The following is a 22,429-nucleotide window of genomic DNA, read 5'->3' as shown; positions in this document are numbered from 1 at the left end:
CAAACATGCCCGCGTTCCTGCGCCGTCCCGCCTTCTGGATCGTCATCGCCCTCGTCCTGCTGGGGGGCGGCGGCTTCCTGTTCCTGAAGGGCCAGGCGGCCGAAAAGAAGAAGAAGCTCGAGGCCGCCGCCGTGGCGGAGGAGCCCTCCCCCTACGCGGCCATCGCCAACGGCAAGGCCGACGTCGAGGGCGGCATCATCCAGGTGGCCGCGCGCCGCCAGGGCATCGTGCGCGAGGTCTATGTGCAGGAAGGCCAGGACGTGGTCGCCGGCCAGCCCCTGGCCAAGCAGGAGGACGACGACGCCCGCCTGGCCGCCGACACCGCCTCGGCCAGCCTCGCCTCGGCCCGCGCCCAGATCGCGGTCTACCAGGTGCAGCTGCGCACCGGCCAACGCGAGTACAAGCGCCTGCAGAACCTGTCGGCCTCCAACTTCGTGGCCGGCCAGCGCCTGGACGCCGCCCAGGACCAGATCTCGTCGGCCAACGCCAACATCCAGGCCCAGCAGGCCGCGATCCAGGTGGCGACCGCCCAGCTGGCCCAGGCCCGCTACAACCAGGAACTGACGGTGATCCGCGCCCCGGCCAACGGCCGCATCGCCCGCCGCTACGCCAATCCGGGCTCGGGCGCCTCGACCCTGAATGTCACCCCGATGTTCGACCTCGAGCCCCAGACCGCCCGCATCGTCCGCGCCGAGATCGTCGAGGCCGACATCCCCAACGTCACGATCGGCCAGGAGGTCGAGATCCAGCCGGAAGCCGACCCGACCAAGACCTATGTCGGCAAGGTGCTGCGCCGCGCCGCCGTGTTCGGGGCCCGCAAACTGGCTTCGGACGATCCCAGCCAGCGCAGCGACGAGCGCGTCGTCGAGGTGGTGGTCAGCGCCGACGGCGCCCCGGTCCTGGTGGGCCAGCGCGTGCTGGTCAAGTTCATGAAGCCCGGCCAGAAAGCCGGCGTGAAGCGCGACCAGCCCAAGCCGCCGGTGGCCGGGGGCGAGAAGAAGAAGGCTTAGTCCGAGTCCTCTTCCCCCTCCGGGGATGAGCGCCGCAGGCGCGGAGGGGGCAAGTGTTCGCCCGCTCTGCACCTAGCCCTTGCCCCCTCCGGTCGCTGCGCGACCTCCTCCCCCGGAGGGGGAAGAGGCTCCATCTTGACGCCCCCTCTCCCGCGCCGCACAAACGCGCCAAACCAAACACGCGTTTGAGGGAGATACGAGCATGGCGGACGATATCCGGTTCGACGGTCAGGTGGCGATCGTCACGGGGGCCGGCGGCGGCCTGGGCCGGCAGCATGCGCTGGAGCTGGCGCGGCGCGGGGCCAAGGTGGTGGTCAACGACCTGGGCGGCAGCGTCGACGGCTCGGGCGGTTCGTCCGAAGCGGCCAAGGCGGTCGTGGCCGAGATCGAGGCCCTGGGCGGCCAGGCCATCGCGCACGGCGCCTCGGTGACCGACGACGCCGGCGTCGCCGACCTGGTCAAGACCACGATGGACAAGTGGGGCCGGATCGACATCCTGATCGCCAACGCCGGCATCCTGCGCGACAAGACCCTGACCAAGATGGAGCTGGCCGACTTCGAGCTGGTCCTGCAGGTCCACGTCTTCGGCACGTTCAAGCCGATCAAGGCGGTCTGGGACATCATGAAGGCCCAGAACTACGGCCGCATCGTCGTCACCACCTCGTCCTCGGGCATGTACGGCAACTTCGGCCAGTCCAACTACGGCGCGGCCAAGATGGCGGTGCTGGGCCTGATGAACACGCTGAAGCTCGAAGGCGCCAAGAACAACGTCAAGATCAACGCCATCAGCCCGGTGGCCGCCACCCGCATGACCGAGGGCCTGATGCCGCCGGAAGTGCTGGAGAAGCTGAAGCCGGAATACGTGACCCCCGGCGTGGTCTACCTGGTCTCGGAAGACGCTCCCACGGGCGCGATCCTGACCGCCGGCGCCGGGGCCTTCGCCCTGTCGCGAATCTACGAGACCGAAGGCGTCTATCTGGGCGAAGGCGGCCTGTCGGCCGAGGAAGTCCGCGACAACTGGGACAAGATCACCGCCGAGCCCGGCCAGAAGGCCTATTTCAACGGCGGCGAACAGGGCGCGAAGTTCTTCCGCACGCTGGCCGGCGGCTAAGTCGTTCACCCGACGATTCTGAATTGCAGCGCGGATTGGGCTGACGTAGACTTCCCTTACGTCAGCTCAACCGCGCTGTTTTTAGGCAACGAGAAGCACTTCTGACGTAACAGCGAAATATAGACATCGAATACCGATCTTGGTTATTTGACATCAGGTACAAAATTCACCGTTTTGCGAATAAAAAGCAACGTTTTTTGACTTAATGCGTTAGAGCGACGGCAACCGGCGCCATCAAGGGCGCCGGAGCTTCCTCCCCAGAAGGTCGTCTCTCATGTCTATTTCGCGTACCTCCCTCGCCGCCGGCGTGGCGCTGGCCGTCCTGGCGGCCGCTTCGCAGGCCTCGGCCGCGGCGTTCTATCTGCAAGAGCAATCCGTCCGCGGCGCCGGCCGCGCCTATTCGGGCGAAGTGGCCGACCGCGGCGCCGCCAGCCTGTGGTGGAACCCGGCCTCGATCGCCGGTCTCGACAAGAACGAGATCTACGGCGGCCTGCACCTCGTCCAGGTCGACTCCCAGGTCAACGACCGCGGCTCGACCCTGACCCGTCCGATCCCCCCGGCCGGCCTGACCACCCCGGTCGGCGGCGACCGCATCGCCGGCGGCCCGATCAACAACGGCATCGTGCCGAACTTCGCGGGCGCCTTCCGCGTCAACGACAAGCTGGCCCTGGGCCTGTCGGTCGCCGCGCCCTACAACTTCACCACCGACTACAACAGCAACAGCTGGACCCGGTACGATGCCCTGAAGTCGAACCTGACGACCATCGACGTCAACGGCGTGGTGGCCTACCGCGTCAACGACATGCTCGACCTGGGCGTGGGCGTTTCGGCCCAGTACACCGACGCCGAGCTCAGCTCGGCCCTGCCGAACCTGTCGCCCCTGCTGCCCGACGGCTCGTCCTCGCTGAAGGGCGAAGGCAACTGGGACTACGGCTGGAACGTGGGCGCCCAGTTCCACGCCACGCCGACCCTGACGATCGGCGCGTCGTACCGCTCGAAGATCAAGCACGACCTGGACGGCAAGGTCGTCGTCTCGGGCCTGCTCGGCCCGCTGGCCCCCAACAACGTCAGCACCGACGGCGTCGCCAACATCACCACCCCGTGGATGGCCAACCTGGGCGCCCGCTGGCAGGTCAACGACAAGACCACGCTGAACGCCTCGGTCTCGCGCATCGGCTGGGGCGAGTTCGACCAGATCGTCATCCAGTACGCCGGCCGCACCCAGATCAGCGAGCAGAACTACAAGGACACCACGACCTACGCCGTCGGCGTGGACTACGTGGTCAACGACAAGCTGACCCTGCGCGGCGGCGTGCAGTTCGACCCGACCCCGACGCCGGACATCGGCCGCACCGCCCGCGTGCCGGACGGCGACCGCATGCTGTACGCGATCGGCTCGACCTGGAAGGCCACCGACAGCATCTCGTGGGACGCGGCCGTGTCGTACATCAACTTCGACGACACGACGATCAACCGCACCGAGACGATCTACGCCGGCACCGCGGCGGCGACGGCCCTGAACCTCAAGGGCGACGTCGGCGGCTCGGCGGTGGTCCTGTCGACGGGCGTCCGCTGGAGCTTCTAGGCTTCGACGTGAGCTGAACGGAACGAGGCCGTCCGGGGAAACCCGGGCGGCCTTTTTCTTTCAAACCAACTTCCGCTCATCCCGGCGAATGCCGGGACCCAGATGGAATGGCTTTGGGGCTGTCGCCAGGAACACTGAGCCCCTCCAACCCTCCGACCCCGTTGTGGGATCTGGGTCCCGGCATTCGCCGGGATGAGCGGATTATTGGATGCTGGTCCAGAGAGCCTTCGCCGCCCCTGCGAACGCCTTGGCCGCCGCGCTGTCCGGCGCGCGCAGCACCACGGGCGTCCCCGCGTCGCCCGCCTCGCGGACGGCGATCTCGATCGGCACCTGGGCCAGGACCGGCACGCCCAGGGTCTTGGCTTCCGCCACGCCGCCGCCGGCTCCGAAGATCGGGATCGGGGCGCCGGTGACCGGGTCGGCGAAGAAGGCCATGTTCTCGATCAGGCCCAGGATCGGGGTGGCGGTCTTGCCGAACATCGCCGCGGCGCGCCGGGCGTCGATCAGGGCGATCTCCTGCGGGGTGGTGACCAGCACCGCCCCGTCGATCCGCAGCTTCTGGACCAGGGTCAGCTGGATGTCGCCGGTGCCGGGCGGCAGGTCGACCACGAGCACGTCCAGCGGCGCGGCCTCGCTGCCCCAGGCCACGTCGTGGATCATCTGGCGCACGGCCGACGAGGCCATCGGGCCGCGCCAGATCATCGCCTTGCCCTCGTCGACCAGGAAGCCGATCGACATCAGCCTGATCCCGTGGGCCTCCAGCGGCTGCAGCTTGCCGTCCTCGAAGCTGGGCTCGCCGTCGACGCCCATCATGCGCGGGGCTGAGGGGCCGTAGACGTCGGCGTCCAGCAGGCCCACCCGCAGGCCCTGGGCGGCGAAGGCGCAGGCCAGGTTGGTGGCGACGGTGGACTTGCCCACCCCGCCCTTGCCCGAGGCCACGGCGATCACGTGCTTCACATGGGCCGGCTTCTCGGCTTCCGGCGGCGGGACCAGCTTGGCCTGGCCGTCTTCCGAGACCTTGGCGCCCTTGCGCACGCGGGTCGCGCCCTCGGCCGCCTGGGCGGTCAGGACCACCTGGGCGACGTCGATCCCCGGCAGGGCCGCCAGGGCCTTCTCGGCCGCCTCGCGGACCGGGGCGTAGGTCGCCGCCTGCGACGCCGGGACCTCCAGCATGAAGCCCGCGCGTCCGCTCCGCACGACCAGCCCCTGCACGAGACCGGCCGCGACCAGGCCTTCGCCGGAGACCGGATCGACGACCCGGTCCAGCGCCGCGCGGGCGTGATCGAGGGTGGCGGGGGAAGCTGGGGTCACGGGATTGTCTTGCCTTGTTCTGCAGGGGCTTTCATATCCGCGTGCGGGGGTCGTTTTACAACCCCGCCATTTGGCCCACCATTGGCCCGCCATTCGCCGCGACGGGAAGACCAGACCGCCCATGCCCTGGAACGACAACGCCGGCCCCGGACCCTGGGGCGCCCCGCCGCCGAACGACGGCAAGAAGGACGCTGATCGCAACAGAGGCGAGGAGCCGCGCGGCGGGGGCCCCAGGGCTCCCGGCGAGCCGCCGCCGCCCGTCGACTTCAACGCCCTGATCGAGCGCCTGTCCGACCGGATGCGCCAGACGTTCGGCGGTCCCAGCCGCGGCCGGGCCATCCTCGCCTCGGCCGCCGGCCTGGCGGTGCTGTGGGGGATCTCGGGCTGCTACGTGGTCCAGCCCAAGGAGCAGGCGGTGGTCACCACCTTCGGCGCCTACAGCCGCACCGCCCAGCCGGGCCTGCGCTACCACCTGCCCTGGCCGGTCGAGCACGCCGAGCTGGTGCCCTTCACCTCGATCCAGACCCTGGACATCGGCGGCACGGTCAGCCAGCCGGTATCGGACGAGCGCCTGATGCTGACCGGCGACGAGAACATCGTCGACCTGAGCTTCACCGTGCAATGGAAGGTCTCGGACGCGCCCAAATACGCGTTCAACGTCCGCGAGCCCGACACCGTGATCAAGGACGTCGCCGAGAGCGCCATGCGCGAGGTGATCGGCCGCACCGCCCTCACCCCGATCCTGACCACCGGCCGCGGCCAGGTGCAGGACCAGACCGAGGCGCTGATGCAGCGCATCCTCGACCGCTACGACGTCGGGGTCTCGATCCAGAGCGTCAACATCCAGGCCGCCACCACGCCGGGCCCGGTGCTGGAAGCCTATCGCGACGTGCAGCGCGCCGCCCAGAACGCCGAATCCGCCGCCAACAACGCCCGGGGCGAAGCCGCCCAGATCAAGCAGGCGGCGCTGGGTTATCGCGAACAGGTCGTGCGCGAGGCCGCCGGCGACGCCGACCGTTTCAACCAGGTCTACGCCCAGTACAAGCTGGCCCCCGCCGTCACCCGCGAGCGCCTCTATATCGAGACCATGCAGCGGGTGCTGGAGCGGTCCAACAAGGTCATCATCGACAACAAGGGCGCGACCGCCCCGGTGATCCTGCCGCCCGACGCGTTCCGCCCCAGGAACTCCGTCGCCGCCAGCACCGCCGCCGCCGAGGGGACCGTCCGATGAACCGCCTCAACCCGCCCGTCCTGGCCACCGGCGTCGGCGCCCTGTTCCTGCTGATCCTGGCCAACTTCACCCTGTTCAAGGTGGACCAGCGCCAGCAGGCCCTGATCGTCCGCCTGGGCGATCCGGTCCGCACCGTACGCGAGCCCGGCCTCCACGTGAAAAGCCCGTTCGACACCGTCATCCGGTTCGACAAGCGCAACATCGAGATGAAGAACGCCCAGCCGGAGGAAGTCACCGCCGCCGACCAGGAGCGCCTGGTGGTCGACGCCTTCGTCCGCTACCGCATCACCGACCCGCGCCAGTTCTACCGCGCCCTGGGCCAGGAAACGGTCGCCGCCGACCGCCTGGACCGCATCGTCAACGCCGCCCTGCGCGAGGAAATCGGCCGTTCGACCTCGGAAGAGGTGATCGCCGGCAAGCGCGCCCAGGTGATGGCCGCCATCCGCGCCCGCGTCGCCCGCCAGGTGGCCGCCTCGAACCTGGGCGTCCAGATCATCGACGTGCGGATCAAGCGCGCAGACCTGCCGCCCACCAACGAACAGGCGGTGTTCGAGCGCATGCAGACGGCCCGCAAGCAGGAGGCCGCCGAGCTTCGGGCCATCGGCGAGCAGAAGCGCCGCGAGATCGTCGCCACCGCCTACGAGGAAGCCGAGAAGATCCGCGGCGACGCGGACGCCCAGCGCGCCCAGCTGTTCGCCGAGAGCTTCGGCCGCGATCCGGGCTTCGCCGCCTTCTACCGGTCGATGCAGGCGTACGAGAAGTCGCTGGGCCAGGGCGACACCACCCTGGTGCTCTCGCCCGACAGCGCGTTCTTCAAGTACTTCGAGAAGGGCCCGGCGGGCTGATCAGCGCCGCTCGATCACCTGGCGGCTCATCGGCGCCAGCTTGGCCAGCAGCTTGTTCTGGGCGGCGAAGGGCACGCCTTCCTTGTCCATCGCCTTCTGCAGGTTCTCGACCAGGATGTTGAAGTCGCGCGGCGTGATCCCCTGGTACTGGTGGGTGGCGCTCATGTCCTTGCCGGTATAGTCGCAGCCGCCGTCCAAGGCCGGGCCGGCCAGGATGTAGCAGAACTGCTCCGATAGGGTCCGCTTCAGCCGGACGATGTCGGCGGTGGCGAAGATGTCCTTGATCCGCGGGTCGCTGATGTTGCGGTCGACCAGGTCGCTGGCGATCCGCGCGATCCCGTCCTTGCCGTGGAAGGCCTCCAGCACGGCCTTGTCCTTCATCGGCGTGGCGCCGGCGTTGGCGTTGGACTGGACGTAGGGCTCGACCGGCTGTTCGCCGGACGGAACGGGCTGCTGGGCGAAGGCGACGCCCGCGAAGGTCAGGGAAAGGGCCGTGGCGGCCAGGACGAGGCGCATGGTCGTGTCTTCCCCTAGAAGCCGGCCTGCAGCGAGACGTAGAGCCCCCGCTGGTTCCTGAAGGTGGCGATGTCGCCCAGGTCTGCATAGGCCGCCGTCACCGACAGGGTCTTGCTGAAGGCGTAGGCCACGAAGACGTCGGCCCAGTCGTCCTCCTTGGCGAAGCCCAGATTGTCGGGCTTGGTCCGATACTCGGCCCCGACCAGCAGGCGCTTGGAGACCAGCCAGCCGGCCGAACCCTCGAACTGGGCGCCATAGCTGTCGTGTTTGTCGCCCCCGAAGCCCAGCAAGCCCGTCTGGTTGGCCTTGGTCAGGCGCACCGCGCCGCTGACGACCAGGCTCCTGTCCAGCAGCACCTTGGTCGCCGCCGCGTAGTAGTCGATCCCGGTGTCGTCCTGGGCGCCGACGGCGCGGACGATGGCCGGCTGGTCGTTCTGCTTGAACTGGGCGCCCACCGCCACCTGGGGCAGCCAGATGTCCTGGTCGTAGACCGCGTCGCCCAGCACGCGGACCTTCACGCCCGCGACGGTCTGCTTGAAGGTAAAGCCCTGCCCCAGCCCCAGCTTGGCGCCGGTGGCCCCGGTGTCGAAGTCCTGGCGGGCCAGGGACAGCTCGACCCGGTCGAACAGGCCCAGGGTGACCCCCGCCGAACGCAGCTCGTAGTCGGGCACGTTCACATAGGTGGCGTGGACCGAGCCGCCGACGCCGCGTGAGGTCTCGTTGCCGCCGATCAGGGCCCAGGTCGCCACGCCGCCGCCCCCGCCCCCCTCGAGGGCGCTGACGCCGCCAGTCAGCAGCAGCTTGCCGCCCGGCTCGGCCTCGGCCGCCTGAACAGCGCCGCTCCCGAACGCCAGCGTCGCCGCGACCGCCGCCATAACCCAAAGTCTCGACCGCATGACGTCCCCAACCGATTACGTCCAACACCATGCCGGGTAAGACCTTACCGATCCTTGAGCCCTGCCAATTTGTCGCAGGTCTTGGTCGAAGAACACCGCTCGACGCCCGTTAACTGGGACTTCACGGCGCCAAGGCTAAGCAGGCGTCATGAAGATCGCCCCGATACTCTTCGCGGTAGCAATGTTGGCGGGTTCGGCGCAGGCCGCGGACCTGACGGTCGCCGTGCGCGGACCCGACGGCAAGCCCATCCCGGATGCGGTGGTCACCGTCTATCCCAACGGCCAGCCGACCAAGGGCCCGATCAAGTTCGACTGGCCCTATCGCGTCGCCCAGCAGAACATCCAGTTCACCCCGTTCGTGCTGATCGTGCCGGCGGGGGCCGAGGTGTCGTTCCCCAATCTCGATAAGGTCCGCCACCACGTCTATTCGTTCTCGGCCGGCAACAAGTTCGAACTGAAGCTGTATGGCCACGAGGAGAGCCGCACGGTCCGGCTGCCCGCGGTCGGGGTGGCGGCGATCGGCTGCAACATCCACGACCAGATGGTCGGCTTCATCAAGGTGGTCGACACCGCCTATGCGGCCAAAAGCGACGCCAACGGCGTGGCCGTGATCCACGGCGTGCCGGACGGTCCGGTCGTCGCCAAGGTCTGGCACCCCTATCTGCGCGCGCCCAAGAACGAGAAGACCCTGGCCGTCGCCGCCGTTCGCGGCGCGGCGCGCGAGACCGCGACGATCGAACTGCGTCCAGGCGGTCGCTGACCCCGATGTTCAGGCGCCTCCAGACCAAGCTGACCGTCCTCTACGCCGGACTGTTCGCCCTGGCCCTGAGCCTGGTCGCCGTGAGCGTCTACCTGACCATCGCCAACAACGCCCAGCAGCAGGTGCGGCGGGAGCTGACCGCGACCGGCACGGTGTTCGACAGCGTCTGGGCCCTGCGCACCCAGCGGCTGCGCGACGGCGCCGACCTGCTGGCGCGCGACTTCGGCTTCCGGGCCGCCGTGGCCACCCGCGACGCGCCGACCGTGGAGTCGGCGGTGACCAACCTGCGCCAGCGCATGGGCCTGGACCTGGCCTTCCTGGTGGGCGTCGACGGCGACGTGGTCGGCGTCGATCCGGCCAAGGTCGACATCGACAAGCTGTGGAGCGCGCTGGACCACGAGGAGCGGGCCCAGGGCGTGTTCATCGTCGACGGCGCGCCCTACCAGCTGATCTCCGCACCCGTGATGTCGCCGAACCTGACCGGCTGGATCGTGTTCGGCGCGCGCCTCGACGACCGCGAGATGACCGCCCTGGAACGGCTGTCGGCCATCCGCCTGGACGCCCAGGTGTTCGACCGCCGCGGCGAGACCTGGGTGACCACCGACAAGACCGCCGACACCGGCGCCCTGGGCGCGGTCGTGGCCACGGCCATGCGCCAGGCGACCGCCGAACCCGCCCGCCTGCGCACCGCCACGGGCGACAGCCTGGTGCTGGTCAAGCGGCTGATGACGCTGGACGGCCAGACCCCGGCCGCCCTGGTCCTGCGCTATCCGATGGCCCTGGCCCTGGCGCCCTATCAGCCGCTGATGGCCGCCGTGATCATCGCCGGCCTGATCGGCGCGGCCCTGGTCGTGGCCGCCAGCTGGGCGCTGTCGCGCGACATCGCCCGGCCGATCACCGCCCTCGAGGCCGCCGCCCGCCGCCTGCGGCACGGCGAGGCCGCCCACGTGGACGTCCGCTCCAGCGACGAGATCGGCCGCCTGTCCGACAGCTTCAACCTGATGGCCGCCGAGATCCGCGAGCGCGAGGTCCGGATCACCGAACTGGCCCTGCGCGACGCCGAGACCGGCCTGCCCAACCACCTGGCCATGGAGCGCGAGATCGAGGCGCGCATGGCCCGCCTGGCGCCCGGCCAGCAGGTGGTGGTCGCCGCCCTGGGGCTGGACCGCTTCACCGTGCTGCGCAGCGCCATCGGCTACGCCCTGTTCACCCAGCTGGTCCGCGAGATCGGGGCGCGGATCCAGGTGCTGGACCCCGAGGCCGTGGTCGGCCGCCTGACGACTTCGACCCTCTGCGTGATCTCCCGCCTGACAGCGCTGACCGACGAGGTCGTGCCTGTGGTCGAGCGGGCGCTGGTCGACCTGGCCGCGCCCGTGCGGCTGGGCAACGAACTGGTCGACGTCCACATGTCCAACGGCCTGGCGGCGGCCGAGGCCGGCGGCCTGGACGCGCCGCGCCTGATCGAGCAGGCGATGATCGCCCTGGACCAAGCTCGCGCCTGCGGCCGCAAGGTCGCGATCTTCGACCCGGTGGCCTATGGCGACCCGGCCGGCAACCTGTCGCTGATGAGCGAGATGCTGCAGGGCGTGGCGACCGGCGCCCTGTTCCTGCATCACCAGCCCAAGCTGGACCTGCGCACGGGCGCGATCACGGGCGTGGAGGCCCTGGTGCGCTGGAACCACCCCGCCCGCGGCCTCCTGCGGCCCGACCTGTTCGTCGGCATGGCCGAGGAGACCGGCCACATCCGCGCCCTGACCGACTGCGTGATCGACCGGGCCATCCTGGACCAGCGCGCCCTGCGCGACCTGGGCCACGACCTGACGATCTCGATCAACATCTCTGGCCGCCTGATCGACGACGCCGAGTTCGCCGACCGCGCCATCGAGAAGGTCGCGGCGTCGGGGGCGCGGTTCTGTTTCGAGATCACTGAGACCGCCGTGATCGGCAATCCGGACGTCGCCCTGGGCGTGCTGGCCAAGCTGAACGCCGCCGGCATCCCGGTGTCGATCGACGACTACGGCTCGGGCCTGTCGTCCCTGGCCTATCTGAAGCAGATCAACGCCGACGAGCTGAAGATCGACAAGGCCTTCGTGCTGTCGCTGGAGAACGACACCAAGGACGCCCTGCTGGTCAAGTCCACGATCGACCTGGCCCACAGCCTGGGCCTGAAGGTGACCGCCGAGGGCGTGGAGAGCCGCGAGGCCCTGGCCATGCTGCAGATGATGGGCTGCGACCTGGCCCAGGGCTACCACATCGCCAAGCCGATGGCGTTGGAGGCCCTGGTGGCGTTCCTGGGCGAACAACGGCTCGCGGAGGCCTCCGCCCCCGCGAAAGCCCGCCGCAAGGCGCGTTAGGCCGCCGCCTTCAGCAGGTCCATCACCACGTGCAGGCTGTCGGCCACGTGAATGCACTTCTCGTGCATCTCGTCGTTGGGATCGAGGATGTCGGGCACCATCACCGTCATCATGCCCGCCGCGTGGGCCGCGCGGACGCCGGGGTGGGAGTCCTCCAGCGCCAGGCAAAGGGTCGGATGGACGTTCAGCCGGCGGGCCGCTTCCAGATAGGGATCGGGATGCGGCTTGTGGCGGGTGACGTCGGCATGGGCGACCACCGCGTGGAAGCGCTTGAACAGGTCGAAGCGGCCCAGATAGCGCTCGGCCGCCTGGCGGCTGTTGGAGGTGGCGATGGCGCGCGGCAGGCCCAGGGCGTCCAGGTAGTCGAGGATCTCCATCACCCCGGTCTTCAGCCGCACCTCGGCCTCGAGGATCATCTCGACGTCGGCCCAGGTGCGCTTGAAATAGTCCTCGACCGGGAAGGCCTGGCCGTAGAGGTCGCGCAGCATCCCCGCGCATTCCGGATTGGTCTTGCCCACCATCGAGCGGTAGGTCGCGGCCGTGAAGTCGACGCCGAACGCCCGGCCCGCCTCGATCATCGCCGCCTGGTAGACGGTCTCGGTGTCCAGCAGCAGGCCGTCCATGTCGAAGACGACCGCCTGGACGCCGCGGGGGAAGCTCACGAGACGAACTCCGCCTGGGTGTAGCCCTGGAAGTAGAGCAAGGCCGTCAGGTCGGCGTGGTCGACCTTCGCATGCGCCTGGGCGGCGACGATCGGCTTGGCGCGGTAGGCCACGCCCAGGCCCGCGACCTCGATCATGGCCAGGTCGTTGGCGCCGTCGCCGACTGCCAGGGCGTCGGCCGGGGTCAGGCCCAGGGCGGCCGTCTCTTCCTGCAGGGCGGCCAGCTTGGCTTCCTTGCCCAGGATCGGGTCGCCCACCGTTCCGGTCAGCTTGCCGTCGGCCTCGATCAGGGTGTTGGCGCGGTTCAGGTGGAAGCCGGCGGCTTCCGCGACCCGCGAGGTGAAGAAGGTGAAGCCGCCCGAGACCAGGGCGCAGCGCGCGCCGTTCTCGGCCATGGTCCGCACCAGGGTGCGGGCGCCGGGGTTCAGCTTCACGCGATCGTCGTAGCAGGCCTGCAGGGCGTCGACCGACAGGCCCGTCAGCATGCCGACGCGCTCGCGCAGGGCGCCCTCGAAGGCCAGCTCGCCGCGCATGGCGCGCTCGGTGATCTCCGAGACCTTGTCCTTCACGCCGGCGAAGTCGGCCAGCTCGTCCAGGCACTCGACGTTGATGATGGTGGAGTCCATGTCGGCGATCAGCAGGCGCTTCCGGCGGTTCGCGACCGGCTGGACGGCGAAGTCGACCGGACGGTCGCCGACGGCGGCCTTCACCGCCTGGTGCGTCTCGACCGGCGGGCCGTCGGCCAGCAGGTCCAGCGCGCCGTCGCCCAGCAGGGCTTCCGACGAGACCGTCAGGACGGCGCGCACGGCGGCGGCGGCCTCCGCCAGGGCGGCAGGGTCGGGCGAGACGAGGGTGATCGCGAGCATGAGGGGCGGCTATTGGAGGAAGCCGCCCGCGTCAACCCGGCAGTGCGCGATTGGGACCCGGCGGGGCCCTATTCGTTCATCAGCGACAGGCAGTTTGTGAAGAGCAGCATGCCGCGCTCCTCGTTGGCGTCGTCGCCCTTCTTGGTCACCGGCGCGTCGATCATCATGCTGGCCATGCTGGCCACGCCGCGGCGATAGACGTCCGCCGGCTTCTCGCCCCGGGCCGCGCCATCGGCGATCGCGGCGTTGAGGATGGTCTCGCCGCTGACGCCCATCATCTTGAGCAGCGGCCCGACGGCCTTGCCGCCCTCGCCTTCCGACAGCTTGGCCAGGATGGCCGGATTGCTGCGGATGACCTCGTCCGCGCCGACGAACAGCACGGCGCAGCCGAACTTCTGGTCGGCCTTGGACTGGGCCGCGATCGGCGACGGCGCGACGGGTTTGGTGGCGGCCGGCGTCGTGGACGACACCAGGGCGGCGGTGAAGATCAAGTCTAGCATGGTATGGATCGCATCCCCCGGATATGCAGGCGCCAGATACAGTAGAGTGTCGCCGAGACGAGACGTTGGACTCAGGATTTGGCCGCCAACAGCATCACCCTTATCGGAGGCCCCACGGCCAGCGGCAAGTCGGCTTTCGCGCTGAACCTGGCGCGCGAGAGCGGCGGCGAGATCGTCAACGCCGATTCCATGCAGATCTACGCCGGTTTGCCGGTGCTGACGGCCGGTCCCTCGCCGGATGAACTGGCCCAGGCGCCGCACCACCTGTTCGGCGTGGCCGACGCGGCCGACGGCTGGTCGGTGGGACGCTGGCTGGCGGCGGCGACGCAGGCCCTGGCCGACATCGCCGCGCGCGGCCGGCCCGCCGTCGTGGTGGGCGGCACCGGCCTCTATTTCCGCGCCCTGACCCACGGCCTGGCCGACGTGCCGCCGGTGCCCGAGACCCAGCGCGAGATCTCGGCCCTTCTGTACGCGGCCCAGGGCGAGCCGGAGTTCCGCGACATCCTGGCCGAGCTGGATCCCGAGGCCGAGAAGCGCATCGAGATCGGCGACCGCCAGCGCCTGGTCCGCGCCCACGCCGTGGCCGTGGCCACGGGCAAGCCGCTGACCGCCTGGCAGACCGACACCAAGCCGGCCCTCGCCGAAGGGACCTGGCGCGGTGTCGTCCTCGATCCGCCCCGCGCCGAGCTCTACGACCGCTGCGACGCCCGTCTGGGCCTGATGGTGCAGAACGGCGCCCTCGACGAGGTGCGGGCCATGGAGGCGCGCGGCCTGGACCCGTCCCTCCCTGCCCTCAAGGCCGTCGGCTATCGCGAACTGGCGGCGCACCTGCGCGGCGAGACCACGCTGGACGAGGCGCTGGACGCCGCCCGCCAGGAGACGCGACGCTACGCCAAGCGTCAGATGACCTGGTTCAGGAACCAGACCCCGGATTGGGAACGAGTCGTTCCCTGGACGACGAAAGCATAGCCATGACCGAACTTTCCCGCCTCGCCGCCGCCGTCGGCGCCCGCCTGGTCGAACGCGGCGAGACCGTCGCCGTGGCCGAGTCCTCGACCGGCGGCCTGATCTCGGCCGCCCTGCTGGCCGTGCCGGGGGCGTCGAAATTCTATGTCGGCGGCGCGGTGGTCTATACGGCGCGGGCCCGCCTCACCCTGCTCGACATCCCGCAGAAGGCCATGGACGGCCTGCGCTCGGCCAGCGAACCCTACGCCGTCCTGCTGGCCCGGGTGGCCGGCAAGAACCTCAAGGCGACGTGGGGCCTGTCGGAAACCGGGGCCGCCGGACCGGACGGAAACCGTTACGGCGACGCCGCCGGCCACAGCTGCACCGCCGTGGTCGGCCCCGGCGTCGAGGTCAGTCTTACCGTCGAGACGGGCCAGGACGACCGCGAGGCCAACATGCGGCGCTTCGCCGAGCATGCTCTTGCCCTGCTGCTGAAGTCCTTGGGCTGAATCTCGCCTGGAAGAACGGCGTTGCGCCAGCGCAACGGGTCGTTTCTTGCGTCAAACCGCGCCTTGACGCTCTCCAGTGCGCATGGCATTCCCCAATCATCCATTTGGAGCAACACTCGTGCGCAACACCATGATCGTACTTATGGAGCGGCCGTTCACGGCGTGACCTCGAAGTCACGTTGATAGATCGGTCGCGCGCACAAAGGTCCTTCGGGGCCTTTTTTCTTTTCCGGCCTACCCCAAAGCCCAGCTTCCCCGCCCGCCTCCCAATCCAGGGATTCCGCCATGACCGCCCACCAGACCATCGAGAGCAAAGCTCCCGCCCAGACCATCAGCGATCGCGCCATGACCGGCGCCGAGATCGTGGTCCGCGGCCTCGTGGACCAGGGCGTCGAGGTCCTGTTCGGCTATCCGGGCGGCGCGGTCCTGCCGATCTACGACGCGCTGTTCCACGAACCGCGCCTGCAGCACATCCTGGTCCGCCATGAGCAGGGCGCGACCCACGCCGCCGAGGGCTACGCGCGCAGCTCGGGCAAGCCGGGCGTCGTCCTGGTCACCTCGGGCCCGGGCGCGACCAACGCCATCACCGGCATCATGGACGCCCTGATGGACTCGATCCCGATGGTCGTCATCACCGGCCAGGTCCCCACCCACCTGATCGGCACCGACGCCTTCCAGGAAGCCGACACGGTCGGCATGACCCGCTCGTGCACCAAGCACAACTACCTGGTCAAAGACGTCCGCGACCTGCCGCAGATCATCCACGAGGCCTTCAAGATCGCCACCACCGGCCGCCCGGGCCCGGTGCTGATCGACATCCCCAAGGACGTCCAGTTCGCCAAGGGCGAATATTACGGCCCCACGGAAGTCGCCTCGACCCACGCCTACAATCCGCGCGTCAAGGGCGACCAGACCCGCATCGCCGAGGCGGCAAAGCTGATCGCCGGCGCCCGTCGGCCGATCTTCTACACCGGCGGCGGCGTCATCAACGCCGGCCCGAAGGCCTCGGCCGCCCTGCGCGAATTCGCGGCGATGACGGGCGCGCCGGTCACCTCGACCCTGATGGGCCTGGGCGCCTTCCCGGCGGCCGATCCTGCCTGGCTGGGCATGCTGGGCATGCACGGCACGTTCGAGGCCAACAACGCCATGCACGACTGCGACGTGATGGTCTGCGTCGGCGCGCGCTTCGACGACCGGGTCACCGGGCGCCTGGACGCCTTCTCGCCGGGCAGCAAGAAGATCCACATCGACATCGACGCCTCGTCGATCAACAAGAACGTCCGCGTCGACCTTCCGATCGTCGGCGACGCGGGCAGCATCCTCGAGGACCTGATCGCCGCCTGGAAGGCCGGCGGCCACCAGCCCAACAAGGCCGCCCTCACCGAATGGTGGGCCCAGATCGACCAGTGGCGCGCCCGCCAGTGCCTGGCCTATCGCCCGTCCGACAAGGTCATCAAGCCGCAGTACGCCATCGAGCGCCTGTACGAGCTGAGCAAGGGCCGCGACACCTACATCACCACCGAGGTCGGCCAGCACCAGATGTGGGCCGCGCAGTTCTTCCGCTTCGAGGAGCCGAACCGCTGGATGACCTCGGGCGGCCTGGGCACCATGGGCTACGGCCTGCCCGCCGCCCTGGGCGTGCAGCTGGCCCACCCGGGCAGCCTGGTCGTCGACATCGCCGGCGAAGCCTCGATCCAGATGTGCATCCAGGAGCTGTCGACGGCGATCCAGTTCGACCTGCCGGTCAAGATCTTCATCCTGAACAACGAATGGATGGGCATGGTCCGCCAGTGGCAGCAGCTGCTGCACGGCGAGCGCTACAGCCACTCCTATTCCGACAGCCTGCCCGACTTCGTGAAGCTGGCCGAGGCCTACGGCGCCGTCGGCATCCGCTGCGACGACCCGGCCGAGCTGGACGGCAAGATCCTGGAGATGATCAACAGCGACAAGGTCGTGGTCTTCGACTGCCGCGTCGAGAAGCACGAGAACTGCCTGCCGATGATCCCCTCGGGCAAGGCCCACAACGAGATGATCATGGGCGACGTCGAGGACATCGGGAATGTCATCGGCGCGGCGGGCGCCGGGCTCGTCTGACACGCGGGCTCTGCTATAGCTTGCGGCGGCATTCGTGGGGGACGCCATGTCGCTGCAACTCTTTCTAGCCGTCGCGCCGGTGGCCTTCGCCGTGGTGGCCGGTCTGTTCAGCCTCTTCCAGTGGCTGCTGGCGGCGCGGGAGCGTTCGGATGAACGGGACGACGAACTGCTGGCCTGGGGAGCCAAGGTGATGGACGCCATGGCCGAACTGGAAACCCTGTGCGCCAACCCCGCCTCGCTGTGGCCGGGCGTCGAGTTCGATCGCGAGCGCCTGGCCATCGCCGCGCGCCTATCCAGCCTGGTCGACCAGGGCCGGATGTTCTTCCCCAACGTCCAGTCCAAGGGCCAGCAGCGGGGCGACAAGCCCGAGGCCTATCGCGGTTCGCGGGTGGTGATCCTGGATCAGGTGATCGTCGGCTATGATGTCGCCCACCTGATCCCCCAGGCCGGCCCGGAGCGGAAGGGGCGGCTGCAGCAGCCCCTGCGCGACGCCCGCCGCGAGTTCGTATCCCTGCTGCAGAAGGAGGTCGGCTCCAGCCGGCGCTCTTCCGCCGCCGTCCGCCAGACACGCCCCGCCATCAAGATCCGCTTGGAAGACCTGTCATGACCGACCTTCAACCCGCCTCCGCCTACGACATGGCCCCGAACGAACAGGTCGAGCAGACCGCCACCTTCGCCCTCCTGGTGGACAACGAACCGGGCGTGCTGCACCGCGTGGTCGGCCTGTTCGCCGCGCGCGGCTACAACATCGAAAGCCTCACGGTGGCCGAGACCGACCGCAAGGCCCACACCAGCCGCATCACCGTGGTGACCCGCGGCACCCGCCAGGTGCTGGACCAGATCGAGGCCCAGCTGAACAAGGTGGTCAACGTCCGCCGCGTGCACGACGTGACGCGCGACCCGAACGGCGTCGAGCGCGAACTGGCCCTGGTCAAGGTGCGCGGTTCGGGCGCCGACCGCGTCGAGGCCCTGCGCATCGCCGAGATCTTCCGCGCCAAGCCGGTGGACACCACCCTGGAGAGCTTCGTGTTCGAGATTTCGGGCGTGCCGTCGAAGATCGACAAGTTCCTGGACCTGATGCGGCCGCTGGGTCTGGTGGAACTGTCGCGCACCGGCGTGCTTTCCATCGAACGGGGTGTTGAAGGGATGTAGCCATGACGGGCGCGATGCTTTTGGCCGGCCTCCTGACGGGGCTCGCCCTCGCCGGCCAGCAGCCCGCGCCCCAGGCACCTCCGACCGCGCCGCCCGATCCCGCCGTCTGGTGGTCGCCGGAAATCCCCAAGCCGCCGCCCGAGCAGGACCCCTTCCAGGGCCGCCGCCTGCGCAAGGGCGAGCAGTTGGTCCCGATCGACAACGGGGTCGATCCCCTGCTCTACCGCCTCTGGGGCCTGCAGCCCCTGCAGAGCCAGCTGATCAAGCCCGGCGAGCTGGTGCTGGAGGTCTGGGCCCGGCCGGCCACCGGCGTGCGCCAGGCGGTGGTCCGGGTGACGGTGCGCCGCGACGGCCGCGCCTTCGTCCAGGCCCGCGCCGGCCTGGGCTGCTGTACGCCGGAGATCGGCCGCCGGGTCGACATCGACGCCGAACTGGCCACCCAGCAGATCCCGCCCCTCAAGGCCCTGGTCGGCGCGCCGATGTGGGCCCAGCCCCGCTCGGTGATCGTCGACTACGGCGGCGGGGCCGTGGAGCCGGTGTGCCTGGAGGGCGTCTCGTGGGACGTCACCCTGCTGGTCCCCGGCCAGGCCCGCCACCTGCGCCGGGCCTGCGACGACGCCGAGGTGGGCTCGATCGCCCCGGCCCTGACGGCGGCGCTGTCGGCGGCGTCGGGCCGCGACGCCCGGTTCGACGCGATGTTCGCCCGCGGCGGCGACTTCTCGCGCCAGCAACAGGCCTACGACTCGCTGATCGCCTCGGGCGGGCGGCTCAAGGCGGGAACCGGCAGCCGCGCCCAGCCGGCCGCCGTGCCCGTGGCGCCGGACGACACGCCGGACGCGCCGCCCCCGACCTCGCCCTAGCGAGCAAGACGCGGGTCCACGCCTGGAAATTGCAATTTCTGGATAACGCCGTTATCAAACTTGACCATAACTCCGGAGGGAATCCATGGCCAAGACCGTCGTCCTGAAATCCATGCTGGCCGCCGCCGGCCTCGCCGCCGCCCTGGGCGCGACCGCCGCCCAGGCCCAGGCCGTGCCGAACACGCCCCAGATCCAGTTCGTCCCCTCCGCGGAGGTCCCCTCGATCCCGCCCGGGCTGCAGACCGCCTGCATCAACGCGCCGGTCGACGGCGCGCCGACCAGCAAGACCTGCCCGGTCGTCTACTACGGCTCGACCAGGACCTGGATCTTCAGCTACGGCGACAACCGCACCTCGTTCGCCGTGGTCACCTTCGACTCCACCGGCAAGGTCCTGCGGAACGTCGAGGTCCGCGGCGCGCGCTACATCTTCGACGTGTTCAGCGACGACCAGGGCCAGAAGCTGACCCTGGTGGGCCAGTCCAAGAACTCGGTCGTGATCAACTGGTCCGACCTGCCGCACTAGGCCGAAGCGCCCACCGCGCCGACTGGGCGCGCCTCAGCCGACCTTCAGCAGGTTGAAGCGGTAGAGCAGCGCGCCCAGCACCGCCCCGATCGCCGGGGCCACGAAGAACAGCCACAGCTGCGCCAGGGCCTGGCCGCCGACGAAGACGGCCGGGCCGAAGCTGCGGGCGGGATTGACCGAGACGCCGGTCACCTGGATGCCGACGATGTGGATCACCGCCAGGGCGATGCCGATGCCCATCCCGGCGAACCCCGGGGCCGAGTCCGTGCCGGTCGAGCCCAGGATGACGATCACGAACAGGGCGGTCATCACCACCTCGAAGACGAAGGCCGCCTCGACGCCGAACCCGCCGCCGTAGCCGGGGCCCCAGCCGTTCTGGCCCAGGCCGTTGGCCGTGCTTCCGGCGATGAACAGCAGCACCGCCGCGCCGGCTGTGGCGCCGACGAACTGGGCCGCCCAGTAGAGCACCATCTGCTTGGCGCTCATCCGCCCGGCCACGAAGGCCGCCAGGCTGACCGCCGGATTGACGTGGCAGCCCGACACCGGACCGATCCCGTAGGCCATGGCCACGATCGCGAAGCCGAAAGCCAGGGCTATGCCCAGCTGCCCGACATGGTCGCCGCCCAGGACCGCCGCGCCGCAGCCGAACAGCACCAGGGCGAACGTGCCGATCAACTCGGCCACGAACTTGGACATCTGACCCTCTCCTCTCCCAGCTCGCTCCGAAGGCGAGCGGGGCGAGCTTGTCCCTCTTCGGCCGGGCCAGAAATGGGGGAAAACCTCCAGGAGGGGCGACGTCGCGCCCTAGGTGTCGAGCAGGATCTCGGGCCGGGCGCGCAGGCGGGCCACGTCGCGCAGGGGCGGCGCGCCGAACAGGCGGGCGTATTCGCGGCTGAACTGCGAGGGGCTGTCGTAGCCCACCGCGTGGCCGGCCGAGCCGGCGTCCATCCGCTGGGCCAGGATCAGCTTGCGCGCCTCCTGCAGGCGGATCTGCTTCTGGTACTGCAGCGGGCTGAGGGCGGTCACGGCCTTGAAATGACGGTGCAGGGCCGAGGGGCTCATGCGCGCCTCGGCCGCCAGTTCGTCGATGCTGAAGGGCTGGTTGAAGTGCTGTGTGATCCAGCCGATCGCCCGCTTGACCTGGCGCATGCGACCGTCGGCCCGGGCGATCTGGGCCAGGCGCGGCCCCTGGTCGCCCAGCAGCATGCGGTACAGGATCTCGCGCTCGAGCAGCGGGGCCAGGACGGCGGCGTCGCGCGGGTTCTCGGCCAGGCGGACCATCCGCATCACCGCGTCCAGCAGGGGCGGATTGACCTCGCTGACGGCCATGGCCTGGATCAGCGGCCCGGCGTCCTGGGCCAGGGCCGGTTCGCCGCCCAGCTGCAGCAGCATGTCGCCGATGACCGCCGGGTCCAGGGTCATGCGGAACGACAGGTAGGGCTCGTCCGGCGAGGCCTCGATCACCTGGCCGATCACCGGCAGGTCGACCGAGGCGACCAGGTAGTTCAGCGGGTCGTAGACCAGCACCGATCCGCCGCTCAGCACCTGCTTGCGGCCCTGGGCCACCACGCAGACCGCGGCGCCGAACACGCCGTGCTTGGGCTCGGTGGGCTGGCTGGAGCGGTGCAGCGAGGCCTTCTCGCACACGGTGTGGTCGCCGTCATGAGGCGCGTATCGTTCAATCAGCGCGGCGAGTTCGCCTTGCTCGACCATCGACATTTCCTTTTGCTGATGGACGTTGCCATACGCTCGGGGGATCACCCCGTCACGCCTGCCAAAGGTGATGTGCAGGATCGTGCAATCAAGGGGCAGCATCGGTCTATCGCGAACGGCGATCCATGAGTCATTGTGGGGACGTCCCGCATCGCCGCCGTCGCCGCCCCTTCCCGAAGCGCCCGCTTCGGGACCGAGCGACGCAGCGGCCGTCCGCCCCCGAGGATATCATGACACGCTACTCGCCCCGCCGGCCCCAGGCCGCGCCACGGTGGTTCGTCGCCGTCTGGCTGACCGCCACCGCCCTCATCACCGCCGCTTCCGCTGTGGGAGCTTCCCATTGATCGGCCGCCGCATCTCGGGCGTCTGGGCCAGCGCCAACCAGGCGGTCGCCCTGGAACTGCGCCTCGACGGCCGGTTCGAGGAACGTCATGACGGCGAGCTGGTGTTCGAAGGCCACTACGAGCTGGTCGGCGACGACGTGCGCCTGTTCGAGGACGGCGGCGGCCAGCTGACCGGTCGCCTGACCGAGGGCCGCCTGAACCTGACCCCGCCGCCTCCGGCCCAGCGCCGCCGTCACCCCCGCTACGGCCAAAAATACGGGCGGCCTTCCATCCATGCCCCCCAGCCTCTATATTGAGTCCGTCTGGGTTCGCCCGGACTATGGGGATAAACGCGCACGTAATAAGCGGACTGGACCCGGGTGCGATTCCCGGCGGCTCCACCAAAACCTCCCGAGTTATCACGGGAATGCATGGGGCCGATCAGCATCGACAGACGTGTAAAGGTGTATGCTTTCTCTCGGCGTGGCTCACCGTATCGGGCCGCTAAACTAACTGCGAACGATAACTTCGCTGAAGAGTTCGCCATCGCCGCGTAATGCGGTGCGGGTGATCTCGCCTCTTAAGTCCTAGGGGTTCAGATCCTTAGGCGGGGCCCGGAGGGAGCCTGCCAACAGAATCCCTCCACTTTCCACGACATCGCCG

General features: G+C 69.5%; 23 protein-coding genes and 1 other RNA gene. 16 read left to right on the top strand and 8 right to left on the bottom strand.

Annotated features, from left to right (window positions below):
- Nucleotides 1-5: 5 nt before the first annotated feature.
- The 3 genes from WAE60_RS20700 to WAE60_RS20690 all read left to right on the top strand — a co-directional run bounded on the left by WAE60_RS20700 (nt 6) and on the right by WAE60_RS20690 (nt 3,706).
- Nucleotides 6-1,010: an efflux RND transporter periplasmic adaptor subunit gene (locus WAE60_RS20700; RefSeq protein WP_337688400.1), complete on the top strand. Its 1,005-nt coding sequence runs from the start codon at nt 6-8 to the stop codon at nt 1,008-1,010.
- Nucleotides 1,011-1,212: 202 nt separating this feature from the next.
- Complete coding sequence (locus WAE60_RS20695) at nt 1,213-2,121, top strand: SDR family NAD(P)-dependent oxidoreductase (RefSeq protein ID WP_337688397.1); 909 nt, start codon at nt 1,213-1,215, stop codon at nt 2,119-2,121.
- A gap of 274 nt (nt 2,122-2,395) precedes the next feature.
- Complete coding sequence (locus tag WAE60_RS20690) at nt 2,396-3,706, top strand: outer membrane protein transport protein (protein ID WP_029915709.1); 1,311 nt, start codon at nt 2,396-2,398, stop codon at nt 3,704-3,706.
- 201 nt (nt 3,707-3,907) lie between these two features.
- Here the strand turns inward: WAE60_RS20690 and WAE60_RS20685 are convergent, their stop codons facing one another.
- A complete protein-coding gene (locus WAE60_RS20685) occupies nt 3,908-5,017 on the bottom strand; it encodes an Mrp/NBP35 family ATP-binding protein (protein ID WP_337688395.1) in 1,110 nt (369 codons plus the stop codon).
- Nucleotides 5,018-5,138: 121 nt separating this feature from the next.
- On the opposite strand from WAE60_RS20685, the gene hflK reads away from it, so the two are divergent.
- Together hflK and WAE60_RS20675 are read left to right on the top strand one after the other, a co-directional pair.
- A complete protein-coding gene (gene hflK, locus WAE60_RS20680) occupies nt 5,139-6,248 on the top strand; it encodes an FtsH protease activity modulator HflK (protein ID WP_029915706.1) in 1,110 nt (369 codons plus the stop codon).
- Entirely contained in the window at nt 6,245-7,093 is an 849-nt protein-coding gene (locus WAE60_RS20675; protein ID WP_029915704.1) for a protease modulator HflC, read from the top strand. The genes hflK and WAE60_RS20675 overlap by 4 nt, the downstream gene beginning before the upstream one ends.
- On the opposite strand, the gene WAE60_RS20670 is transcribed toward WAE60_RS20675, so the two are convergent.
- Together WAE60_RS20670 and WAE60_RS20665 are read right to left on the bottom strand one after the other, a co-directional pair.
- Nucleotides 7,094-7,609, bottom strand: a complete 516-nt coding sequence (locus tag WAE60_RS20670; protein WP_337688391.1) for a group 1 truncated hemoglobin — start codon at nt 7,607-7,609, stop codon at nt 7,094-7,096.
- 14 nt (nt 7,610-7,623) lie between these two features.
- Nucleotides 7,624-8,484, bottom strand: coding sequence for a DUF3034 family protein (locus WAE60_RS20665; RefSeq protein WP_337688389.1), 861 nt, complete (start codon nt 8,482-8,484; stop codon nt 7,624-7,626).
- A 169-nt stretch (nt 8,485-8,653) separates the two neighbouring features.
- Between WAE60_RS20665 and WAE60_RS20660 the strand changes: the two genes are divergently transcribed.
- Both WAE60_RS20660 and WAE60_RS20655 read left to right on the top strand, forming a co-directional pair.
- Nucleotides 8,654-9,265 (top strand): methylamine utilization protein, encoded by a 612-nt coding sequence (locus tag WAE60_RS20660; protein WP_337688387.1) that lies wholly within the window; start codon nt 8,654-8,656, stop codon nt 9,263-9,265.
- Nucleotides 9,266-9,270: 5 nt separating this feature from the next.
- The gene (locus tag WAE60_RS20655) at nt 9,271-11,619 is read left to right on the top strand and encodes an EAL domain-containing protein (RefSeq protein WP_337688385.1); all 2,349 of its coding nucleotides are present in this window, start codon (nt 9,271-9,273) and stop codon (nt 11,617-11,619) included.
- Here the strand turns inward: WAE60_RS20655 and WAE60_RS20650 are convergent.
- From WAE60_RS20650 to WAE60_RS20640, 3 genes are all read right to left on the bottom strand, one after another.
- The gene (locus tag WAE60_RS20650; RefSeq protein WP_337688383.1) at nt 11,616-12,281 is read right to left on the bottom strand and encodes an HAD family phosphatase; all 666 of its coding nucleotides are present in this window, start codon (nt 12,279-12,281) and stop codon (nt 11,616-11,618) included. The two genes, WAE60_RS20655 and WAE60_RS20650, sit on opposite strands and share 4 nt — an antisense overlap.
- Nucleotides 12,278-13,147: a phosphoserine phosphatase SerB gene (serB, locus tag WAE60_RS20645; RefSeq protein ID WP_337688381.1), complete on the bottom strand. Its 870-nt coding sequence runs from the start codon at nt 13,145-13,147 to the stop codon at nt 12,278-12,280. Before serB ends, WAE60_RS20650 begins: the two co-directional genes overlap by 4 nt.
- A 68-nt stretch (nt 13,148-13,215) precedes the next feature.
- Nucleotides 13,216-13,647, bottom strand: a complete 432-nt coding sequence (locus tag WAE60_RS20640; RefSeq protein WP_156035850.1) for a hypothetical protein — start codon at nt 13,645-13,647, stop codon at nt 13,216-13,218.
- Between the two features lie 78 nt (nt 13,648-13,725).
- Between WAE60_RS20640 and miaA the strand changes: the two genes are divergently transcribed.
- The 7 genes from miaA to WAE60_RS20605 all read left to right on the top strand — a co-directional run bounded on the left by miaA (nt 13,726) and on the right by WAE60_RS20605 (nt 19,730).
- Nucleotides 13,726-14,616: a tRNA (adenosine(37)-N6)-dimethylallyltransferase MiaA gene (miaA, locus tag WAE60_RS20635; protein WP_029915686.1), complete on the top strand. Its 891-nt coding sequence runs from the start codon at nt 13,726-13,728 to the stop codon at nt 14,614-14,616.
- A gap of 2 nt (nt 14,617-14,618) precedes the next feature.
- Nucleotides 14,619-15,101 carry a CinA family protein gene (locus tag WAE60_RS20630; protein WP_029915683.1) on the top strand — a complete coding sequence of 161 codons (483 nt, stop codon included), beginning with the start codon at nt 14,619-14,621 and terminating at the stop codon, nt 15,099-15,101.
- 285 nt (nt 15,102-15,386) lie between these two features.
- Nucleotides 15,387-17,195: an acetolactate synthase 3 large subunit gene (locus WAE60_RS20625; protein ID WP_029915681.1), complete on the top strand. Its 1,809-nt coding sequence runs from the start codon at nt 15,387-15,389 to the stop codon at nt 17,193-17,195.
- A 46-nt stretch (nt 17,196-17,241) separates the two neighbouring features.
- Complete coding sequence (locus tag WAE60_RS20620; protein ID WP_029915679.1) at nt 17,242-17,802, top strand: hypothetical protein; 561 nt, start codon at nt 17,242-17,244, stop codon at nt 17,800-17,802.
- Entirely contained in the window at nt 17,799-18,347 is a 549-nt protein-coding gene (gene ilvN, locus WAE60_RS20615; protein ID WP_029915677.1) for an acetolactate synthase small subunit, read from the top strand. Before WAE60_RS20620 ends, ilvN begins: the two co-directional genes overlap by 4 nt.
- Before the next feature lie 2 nt (nt 18,348-18,349).
- Nucleotides 18,350-19,207, top strand: a complete 858-nt coding sequence (locus WAE60_RS20610; protein WP_337688374.1) for a hypothetical protein — start codon at nt 18,350-18,352, stop codon at nt 19,205-19,207.
- An 85-nt stretch (nt 19,208-19,292) separates the two neighbouring features.
- Entirely contained in the window at nt 19,293-19,730 is a 438-nt protein-coding gene (locus WAE60_RS20605) for a hypothetical protein (RefSeq protein WP_029915673.1), read from the top strand.
- A 33-nt stretch (nt 19,731-19,763) separates the two neighbouring features.
- Here WAE60_RS20605 and WAE60_RS20600 read toward each other — a convergent pair whose 3' ends face one another.
- Both WAE60_RS20600 and WAE60_RS20595 read right to left on the bottom strand, forming a co-directional pair.
- Nucleotides 19,764-20,426, bottom strand: a complete 663-nt coding sequence (locus WAE60_RS20600) for an aquaporin (RefSeq protein ID WP_029915671.1) — start codon at nt 20,424-20,426, stop codon at nt 19,764-19,766.
- A 108-nt stretch (nt 20,427-20,534) separates the two neighbouring features.
- Entirely contained in the window at nt 20,535-21,443 is a 909-nt protein-coding gene (locus WAE60_RS20595) for an AraC family transcriptional regulator (protein WP_029915669.1), read from the bottom strand.
- Nucleotides 21,444-21,783: 340 nt separating this feature from the next.
- Here WAE60_RS20595 and WAE60_RS20590 point away from each other — a divergent pair, with 340 nt between their 5' ends.
- Together WAE60_RS20590 and ssrA are read left to right on the top strand one after the other, a co-directional pair.
- Entirely contained in the window at nt 21,784-22,083 is a 300-nt protein-coding gene (locus WAE60_RS20590; RefSeq protein ID WP_337688371.1) for an Atu4866 domain-containing protein, read from the top strand.
- Nucleotides 22,049-22,413: a transfer-messenger RNA gene (gene ssrA / locus WAE60_RS20585) on the top strand. Before WAE60_RS20590 ends, ssrA begins: the two co-directional genes overlap by 35 nt.
- Nucleotides 22,414-22,429: the final 16 nt, after the last annotated feature.

It is taken from the genome of Caulobacter sp. CCG-8 (genome assembly GCF_037402475.1).
Lineage (GTDB): Bacteria > Pseudomonadota > Alphaproteobacteria > Caulobacterales > Caulobacteraceae > Caulobacter.
The sequence above is the reverse complement of the archived record's forward strand: the minus strand, read 5'-3'. Positions and strand labels throughout refer to the sequence as shown.